1 protein-coding gene is annotated in these 372 nt (G+C 57.5%); it reads left to right on the forward strand.

Going from position 1 to position 372, the window contains the following annotated elements:
• Positions 1-372 (forward strand): transposase (locus GQB03_RS22715; protein ID WP_200832430.1); only part of this gene is annotated, 372 nt, incomplete at both ends.

Here is a 372-nt window from a genome sequence, read left to right on the forward strand (position 1 = left end):
TGGCCGAGCGAGCACTTGGCGCGATTTCTTCTGAACTCGATGCGCTCTATTCGAGCACGGGTCGCCCGTCGATTCCGCCGGAACGGCTGCTCAAGGGCCAATTGCTCATCGCGCTGTATTCGATTCGATCCGATCGACAATTCTGCGAGCAACTCGATTACAACATTCTCTTCCGCTGGTTTCTCGACATGGATCTGGAGAGCGCCAGTCTGGATCAATCGAATTTCAGTCGGCTGCGCGAGCGCCTGGTGGTCACCGATATCGCGCGCCGATTTTTTGATGAAGTCGTGTGCCTTGCGCGCCGTGAGCGGCTGCTGTCTTCCGATCACTTCACCGTCGATGGCACGCTGATCGAAGCCTGGGCCTCGTTCA

This window comes from Cognatazoarcus halotolerans (assembly GCF_009800965.1).
In the GTDB taxonomy this organism is placed as follows: Bacteria; Pseudomonadota; Gammaproteobacteria; order Burkholderiales; family Rhodocyclaceae; genus Cognatazoarcus; species Cognatazoarcus halotolerans.